The sequence below is a fragment of the Longimicrobium sp. genome (assembly GCF_036280135.1).
GTDB lineage: Bacteria > Gemmatimonadota > Gemmatimonadetes > Longimicrobiales > Longimicrobiaceae > Longimicrobium.
Genome location: NZ_DASURI010000187.1, coordinates 1 through 7705, shown reverse-complemented (window position 1 = coordinate 7705; position 7705 = coordinate 1). Strand labels below are relative to the sequence as shown.

General features: G+C 72.9%; 6 protein-coding genes. 1 reads left to right on the top strand and 5 read right to left on the bottom strand.

Annotated elements, in window-relative coordinates:
- Window positions 1-1119: TonB family protein (locus tag VFZ20_RS05500; protein WP_329682834.1), on the top strand; the 1119-nt coding region annotated here is incomplete at its 5' end.
- Window positions 1120-1629: 510 nt separating this feature from the next.
- On the opposite strand, the gene VFZ20_RS05495 is transcribed toward VFZ20_RS05500, so the two are convergent.
- The 5 genes from VFZ20_RS05495 to VFZ20_RS05475 all read right to left on the bottom strand — a co-directional run.
- A complete protein-coding gene (locus VFZ20_RS05495; RefSeq protein WP_329682833.1) occupies window positions 1630-3042 on the bottom strand; it encodes a hypothetical protein in 1413 nt (470 codons plus the stop codon).
- Window positions 3039-4583: an endonuclease/exonuclease/phosphatase family protein gene (locus VFZ20_RS05490; RefSeq protein WP_329682832.1), complete on the bottom strand. Its 1545-nt coding sequence runs from the start codon at window positions 4581-4583 to the stop codon at window positions 3039-3041. Before VFZ20_RS05490 ends, VFZ20_RS05495 begins: the two co-directional genes overlap by 4 nt.
- Window positions 4580-5284: an ABC transporter ATP-binding protein gene (locus VFZ20_RS05485; RefSeq protein WP_329682831.1), complete on the bottom strand. Its 705-nt coding sequence runs from the start codon at window positions 5282-5284 to the stop codon at window positions 4580-4582. The genes VFZ20_RS05490 and VFZ20_RS05485 overlap by 4 nt, the downstream gene beginning before the upstream one ends.
- A 610-nt stretch (window positions 5285-5894) precedes the next feature.
- Window positions 5895-7073 carry an ABC transporter permease gene (locus VFZ20_RS05480; protein WP_329682830.1) on the bottom strand — a complete coding sequence of 393 codons (1179 nt, stop codon included), beginning with the start codon at window positions 7071-7073 and terminating at the stop codon, window positions 5895-5897.
- Window positions 7070-7705: ABC transporter permease (locus VFZ20_RS05475; RefSeq protein WP_329682829.1), on the bottom strand; the 636-nt coding region annotated here is incomplete at its 5' end. The genes VFZ20_RS05480 and VFZ20_RS05475, both read right to left, overlap by 4 nt.

The window sequence follows — 7705 nt, the reverse complement described above, 5'->3', positions numbered from 1 at the left end:
AAGCCCGAGCCCGTCGCCGCCACGCCGCCGCCGAAGGTCGAGCCCAGGCCCGAGCCGGTCGCGGCCCCCGTCATCACGCTCAAACCGGAGACGCCGGCCGCGGACGAGACGCGCGCCGAGGCCGCATACGTCGCGGCACCGCTGCCGATCCCGCAGGTAGAGCCCGCGCCGATCGCGAGCGCCTCGATTGATGACACCGCGCCCATTTCACTGCCGGAGCGGCGCCGGCGGGGGATGGAGCGGCTGGGCGGAACGCAGTCCGGCGGCAGCAAGCGCGGGCTGATCGCGGCGGGCATTGCCGTCGCGGTGCTGGTAGGCGGCGGCGTGGTCGCCAAGACGCTGATGGCCCGGCCGGGCGGCGCCGTGCCGCAGGTCGCGCAGAACCTCACGTCGCAGGCGGCGGCCTCGCTGGGCACGGCCCCGGCCGCCGCGCAGCCGCAGGCGCCGACGGACAGTGTAGTCCCCGCCGCGCTGCCCCCGCTGACGCCGGCCGACACGGCCGGCCTGACGGCGGCGGAGAAGCGCAAGCAGGAAGAGGATCGGCGCAAGCAGGAGGAGCAGCGCCGGCTTCAGCAGCGTCAGCAGGATTCGCTTCGGCAGGCGCAGCTGGCCGCCGCCGCCGCGCAGCAGCCGGTGGCGCCCGTGCCGCAGCAGGTGGCCCTGCAGAACGCGCCGCGACCGGCGCCGAGCGTGCCGGCGCCGCAGATGGAGCAGCGCCCGGCCGCGCCCGCCGTGTCCACGCCGGCCCCGACGACGGCGGCGCCCTCGCGTCCCGCGGCGGACCCCAACCGCGTGTACAGCGCGGAGGAGCTGGACGTGCGTCCGTCGCTGTCGAACGCGTCGGCGTTCCGCTCGGCCGTCAGCCGCTCGTATCCCACGGCGCTGGAGGGCACGAACACGTGGGGCAGCGCGGTGGTCTCGTTCGTCGTGCGGCCGGACGGGTCGGTGGATCGCTCGTCCATCTCCGTCGTGGAGGCGTCGCACCCGGCCTTCCGCGGCGCGGCCTCGGCGGCCATCTCGCGGGCGCGGTTCACGCCGGCGCGCGTGGGCGGGCAGGCCGTGCCCACGCAGGTGTCCATGCCCATCACGTGGCGTGGCGGCGCGCAGGATGATGACTGAGGACTGCAGGAGCTGCAGGGAATAGGTGATAGGGAATAGGGAATAGCCTGCAACTGCAACTACTTGAACAGCGGGGTACAGGGGACAGGTTACAGGGACAGCCTGCAACGGCATCGGCGCCCCGGCTTCTGTGAGGAGGCCGGGGCGCCGTCTGCTATCTGCCCATTATCCGGAAGCGGGCTTCGTGTACATGAGGCCGCCCCTCAGCCGGAGCGAATGAATTCGCCGCTGGAAAGGCACGAAGTCCGCCTGCGCGGACTTGCGCCGAGGCCGCCTTCGATAGCTCGAGGACCGCCCTGGTGCACAACGACCGCGTGCGGCAGGAGCGGTCGGCGCAGGCCGACATCACGTTGTCATAGCCGCGAAGCCGCGGATTCATTCGCCGCGGCCGGGGTGCCGCGATCGACTCGGATCCCGATCGGCTCGCCCACTCCTACGCCGCCCTCCGCGTATCGTGATGCCGGATCAGTTACTTCCGCACTCACGCACTAACACACTCACGCACTTCCCTCAGTCCACGTACGTCTCGAAGAAGCCGCGGAGACGGCCGATCTCGCGGCCGCGCTCCGTGACCGTCGCCACGCCGCGCATCTGCACGAACCAGCGGCGGCTCGGGCGATCCATGTCCGTCACGTGGACGGCCTCCACGTCGACCGTGACCGCCATCCCCTGCCGCGCATCCTCGAAGCGGAAGCGGCGCGGGACCTGGATCTGCCGGCCGCCCTCCGCCGCCACCGTCTGCATCTCCGTGAAGCGGTTCTCGCCCGGGCGATAGACGCCGCGCACGCCGCGCCCATCCACCAGGTACGCGAACAGCCCCTCCGCGCCCGTCCCCGCGCCGCGGACGACACCGTACAGCAGCGACAGGTCCGCGCCGGACGCCGAGCCCCACTCCCACGACACGTCGCGCCACACGCCCCAGTTGTGGTCGTGGTACGCCTGCGCGCCGCTGATCCGCTGGCACACGGGAAGGCAGACGGTGCCGTCCGCGCGGGCATGGAGCGCCGGCGTCACGTAGCCGGAGATCAGCCGATCGCTGCCCAGATCCGTGGGCGGAAAGTAGCGGCGCGGCGCGGGCGTCACGCGCAGGTCCAGCCGCACCCCGCCCGCATCCGCCGCCACGCGGTACCCGTCGCCCTCCAGCCGCACGAACGCGCGGTCGCCGAACTGGAGGTCCGGCGAAGCCGTGTCGAAGCGCACCTGGTCGCCGGCCAGGTCGCGGGTGAGCGAACGGTGCGTGCCGTCCGGCTCGCGCACGGTGATGAGGATGCGCCCGCCCCAGCGCCCCGGCACGCCCACCTCGCCGGCCACCATCAGCGTGGCATACACCCAGCGCCGGTCGTCCAGCACCACGTTGAAGTAGTGCCACTCCGCCCAGGTGCTGTCGCGCACGGGCGGAAGATGAAAACGGTCGATCTCCCGCAGCAGATCGTTCTGCGTGGGCGCCATCCACCGCCGGTCCGCGTCCGAGTCCGTCCACCGGCCCTCGAGCAGGTGCGGCGCGGCGCCGGCCGCCGCGGCCCGCGACGGGATCTCGCCCGTGGCGATGGCGCTCATCCGCTCGCTTCCCACGTACAGCTCCACCTGCTTGCCGTCCAGGATGGGGCTGGCCGCGCGGATGCCGTGCTCCCCCGCCCCGCGCGGCGACTGCAGCAGGTTGCGCTGCAGGAAGCGCGCGTGGTCGATGCCCAGGAAGAGCGACGACACGCCGCCCGCCTTGAGCATCTCCGCGCTGATGCCGGCCGGGACCACGACCACGTCGCCGCCGCCCACCAGCTCGCGGTCGCGCGCCTGCTCCAGCATGGCCTCGCCCACGGCCAGGAGCACGACCATCACCGCCACGCCCAGCGCGTAGCCGCCCAGCAGGAACAGGGCGCGCGCCGGCCGGTTGCGCAGCTCCGCGAGGGCCAAGCGAACGATCATCGGACGGGGACGGTCCAGCGCAGGTCCGTCACGACGGGCAGGTGATCCGTCACCCGCGACGCATCCGCCGTCAGCCCGTGCGTCTCCAGCCATCGCGGCGTCAGGTCGCCCGCGCGAAAGATAAATCCGCCCGTCACGGCCAGGGCCGCGTCGCCCACGAGCACGAAGTCCAGGCGGCTGGGCGTGAACGGCTCCTCCGGGTTCTCCCAGGTGAGGGCCGACGCGCCGTCCAGCCGCAGGGGCGTGGGCACGTGCAGGTCCGACCCGTCCACGTCCAGGCCCGTCGCCAGGAGCTGAAGCGGATCGGGGGAGGCCACGAGGTTGAAGTCGCCCGCGACCAGCACGCCGTCCACGCCGCCCGCCGCGATCGCCTGGGCCACGGCGTCGCGGATGCGCAGGGCCTCGATGCGCCGCAGCCGGTCCTTGGGGCTGCCCAGCGCGCCGCCGCTCTCCAGGTCCAGCGTCACGCCCAGCAGCCGCCGCCCGCCGAGCGTCACCAGGGCGCCCGTGGCCGGCACGTTCACCTCCAGCCGGCTGCGCAGCCATCCCTGCGCGGCCGCCGCGGTGTCGTCGCCGATCACGTCGCGGGCGCTGTCCGGGTACGGCAGCCGCGCCATGAACGACCGCGCCATCTCCGGCGCGGTGCCGCGGGCCGCGATCACGCCGCGCTGTGAGCCGCCGGAGGTGCCGTAGACCACGTGCCAGGGCTCGTCACCCGGGAGGATGCGGTCCAGCAGCGCCTGCACCTCCGGCGCGGAGTGGCCGCCCGCCACCTCGTCCAGCAGCAGCAGGTCGGGGTCCAGGGCACGCAGGATGGCGCCGAACGCGTCCGGCTGCCGGAACATCGTCTCGCGCCCCACGTTCCACGACACCACGCGCAGGTCCGTCCCCGGCGCGCGGGCCAGCGGGTCCGTGAACCCGCCGCCGGGCTCGAGGGGCGGCATGACGATGCTGGAGAAGTCCGCCGTGAACGCCTCCGTCTCGTCCGCGACGCCGCCCGCGGAATCGAGAACGACGAAGCGAAAGCGGATCTGCCCGCCGATGTTCAGCGGCCCGCCGCGGCGAAGACGGATCTCGAACCGCCGCGACACGTGCGACGGCGCGATCATCATCTCCGTCTCGTTCGCGGAGACAAGGGTGTCCACCCGGCCCTCGCCGTCGATGCGCCGCAGCCACACACCGGCCCCGGGACGGCCGCCGGAGAACTCCAGAACGGCGTCCACGCCCCGCATCCCGTGCACCTCGCCGCCCATGGGACCGCCGAAGTCCACCAGGAGAAGCATGGGCGCGGGCAGCGACTGCAGCACGACCGGCTCGCGCAGGGTCAAGTTCAAAAAGCCCGCGTCCACGTCCGCGCGGGCCTGCACGGCGAGGATGTCGGGATAGGGCGCGCGGCCGTCCGCTGGGTCCTGGAGCACGGGCGCGACGCCCTCCCACTCGTCGAAGCGGCCGTCGAGCACGACGTGCGTGGAGTCCTGCGCGGACGCGCGGCCCGCGATCCCGAAGGCGAGCGCGGCGGCAAGGGAAAGGATTCGTTTCATCGATCGGATGCGATGTCTGCGGGCGCGCCGTGGTCGCGGACGACGATGCCGTCCGCCATCTCCACGCGTCGGCGGGCGCGCTGGGCCACGTGCATGTCGTGGGTGACGATGACGAGCGTGGTGCCGTCGGCGTTGAGCCGCTCGAACAGGGCGATGATCTCGTCGCCCGTGCGGCGGTCCAGCTCGCCCGTGGGCTCGTCGGCAAAGACCACCTCGGGGCGGTTGGCCAGCGCGCGGGCGATGGCCACGCGCTGCTGCTCGCCGCCGGACAGGTGCGGCGGACGGTGGCCCATGCGGTGGCCCAGGCCCACGTAGTCCAGCAGCTCCCGCGCGCGGTCCCGCCGCTCGCGGGCGGGAACGCCGGCCTCGGCCATGGGGAGCTCCACGTTTTCCGCCGCCGTGAGGACGGCGAGCAGGTGAAAGCGCTGGAAGATGAAGCCCACGCGCCGCAGCCGCAGGGCGGAGCGGCGGCCCTCGTCCAGGGCGTAGACGTCGTCGCCCAGGAGCTCGACCGTGCCGCGCGTGGGCGGCTCGATGCCGGCGAGGACGTTGAGCAGCGTGCTCTTGCCGCAGCCGGACGGCCCCACGACGGCCACGTGCTCGCCGCGGTCGATGGCCAGATCGACGCCGCGCAGCGCGTGCACGGCGTCGCCCTGGTACGGGTACTCCTTGATGATCCCGCGCGCCTGGATGATGGGCATCCGATTCGGTTCTATCCGGTTTCGCCGGCATCGTGCGTCGGCGAGAAGTTTCGGGACAGGGCACGTGCACGATGGCAGAGGGGATGCGGATCGCGGAGCGCCCCCCATCCCCGACCCTTCCCCCATAAACTGCATGGGGGAAGGGAGAACTTCGTCGCGGGGCAGCGGAGCCCGTGCCAAGGCCCCCTCCCGCTCGTCGACTCGCGACCTCCCCCGCTTCGCGGGGGAGGTGGAGAACCGCGCTGACGCGGTGCCCGCCCCCACGCCCCGGGCCCAGTTCGAAGTGTATACCCTCTCCCGCGCAGTTTGCGGGAGAGGGTGCGAGCCTAGGCGAGCGGGTGAGGGCCCGCGCGCGGCCAGGAGCGAATGAATTCGCCGCTGAAACGGCACAAAGTCCGCCTGCGCGGACTGCCCCAGCCCGGGCCGCCGGAGTGCACCAGGGCGGCATCCGGTCGGTTGAAGCCCTGTTCGCGGAGCGCGTCGGCGCGAGACAGGGCTTATGGCTGTCCCAGCGGCGGGTTTACCCGCTCAGGCTCGACGCCGACTCACGATGAACGGACTCCGCATCCTCGCATGCCGGTCTTTCGCTTTCGCACTTTCGCACTCCTCCTCACTCCGCCTCCTCCCGCAGCGCCTGCCCCAGCGGCGTGTGCGTGGCGTTCCATCCCGGCAGCAGCCCCGCCACCGCGCCCACGGCGATCACGATCCCCATCGCCAGCAGCACGCGGGCGGGGTCCCAGGCAAAGAACGTCATCTTCGCCGGGATCCCCGGAAAGCCCAGGAGGATGCGGTCCAGCCGGCCCGCCATCCACAGCCCCAGCGGCAGCCCCGCCAGGCACCCGATCCCCGCCAGCACCAGGCCCTCCGTGACGATGGCCAGCAGCACCCGCCCGCGCCCCACGCCGATGGCCCGCAGCGTGGCGATCTCGCCGAACCGCTCGCGCACGCCGATGGTGATGATGGTCGACACCAGCAGCGCCGTCACCACCAGCGCCACGCTCCCCAGGATGGTCGCCAGCTGCTGAAAGTACAGCAGCCGCTTGTCCATCTCCGCCATCAGCTCGCTCGTGGAGTACGTGGACACCTCGGGCACGGCGGCGGTGATGCGGTCCGCCAGCGCGTCGTCGTCCACGCCCGCGTCCGTGGCCACACCAAACAGCGAGACCTCGCCCGGGCGGTCCGTGGCGCGCTGCACGTCCGTGATGGGCATGGCCAGCGAGCGCTGGTCCGCGTAGTCGTACAGGAAGTCGGCCACGGCGGCCACGCGGTACGGCGTCGTCTGCCGGGCGCGGCCCAGCGACACGTCCAGCTCCGCCGCCAGCCGAAGGGTGTCACCCACGCCCAGCCGCTCGTCGCGCGCCAGCGGCTCGCTCAGCACCACCTCGCCGGGGCCGGGCGCGCGGCCGTCCACGATGCGGTAGAGGAACTGCGAGCTCGGGTCCACCCCGCTGGTGAACAGCGGCTCGCCCGCGCTGTCGCCGCGCGCCAGGTAGAACTGCGCGCCCAGCACGGGCGCCACGGCGCGCACGCCCTGCACGGCCGCGATTCGCCGGCCGACGGAATCCCCGCCGGCGATCCCCGCCTCGCTGTCGAAGGGCAGGCTGCCGCGCGGCGTCACCCGCAGCGCGTATCCGCTCACCCCCAGCAGCTCGCCGAACGACTTGGTGAGCCCCGAGGCCAGCATCGTCATGTCCAGCAGCAGCGCGGCCGACACGGCGATCCCCGCCAGGGCCAGCGCCGTCCGTCCCCCCCGCCTGAACAGCGACCGCAGAAAGGCGCTGACGATCACCGCTCCCCCAGCTTCTGCGGCGCCACGCGGACCACGCGCCACGCGGCCAGCGCGCCGGCCGACGCCCCCAGCGCCAGCCCCAGCAGCGCCGCCAGGACAACGATGCGCGGCGTGACGAGGGCGAACTTGAGCGTGGTGTCGTAGACCCGCGCGTAGTAGGCGTTTACGATCTTCGCGACGACGATCCCCAGCCCGCCGCCCATGACGGAGCCCACGATGGCGATGCCGATGGCCTCCAGCACGATGGCGCGAAACACGGTGCCGCGGCTGACGCCGATGAGCCGCAGCATCCCCATGTCGCGCTTTCGCTCGTCCACGCGGATGATCATCACGCAGAGAAGGAAGATGGCGCTCGCCAGGATGGTGACGATGCCGATGGCGTCGTGGAATCGCGAGACGACGGCGAAGGTGGCGCTCGTCTCCTCCGCCAGCGCTTGGCTGCCGTACGCGCGCGTGCCGAACGCCACGCCCTCGATCCACCGGGCCGCGCTGTCGGCGTCGGCGCCCGGCGCCAGGACGACGGCAAAGCGGTCCACGCGGTCGCGCGTGGGGAGCATGGCCTCCAGGTCCGGCAGGTGAAAGCGCACCTCCAGCTCGTTGCGCGAGATGCGGTTGGGGTCCGCCGCGCGCTC

Excerpts from the sequence above, each read along its gene's own strand:
- VFZ20_RS05485 (WP_329682831.1), bottom strand. The coding sequence starts at position 5,284 with ATGCCCATCATCCAGGCGCGCGGGATCATCAAGGAGTACCCGTACCAG.
- VFZ20_RS05490 (WP_329682832.1), bottom strand. The coding sequence starts at position 4,583 with ATGAAACGAATCCTTTCCCTTGCCGCCGCGCTCGCCTTCGGGATCGCG.
- VFZ20_RS05495 (WP_329682833.1), bottom strand. The coding sequence starts at position 3,042 with ATGATCGTTCGCTTGGCCCTCGCGGAGCTGCGCAACCGGCCGGCGCGC.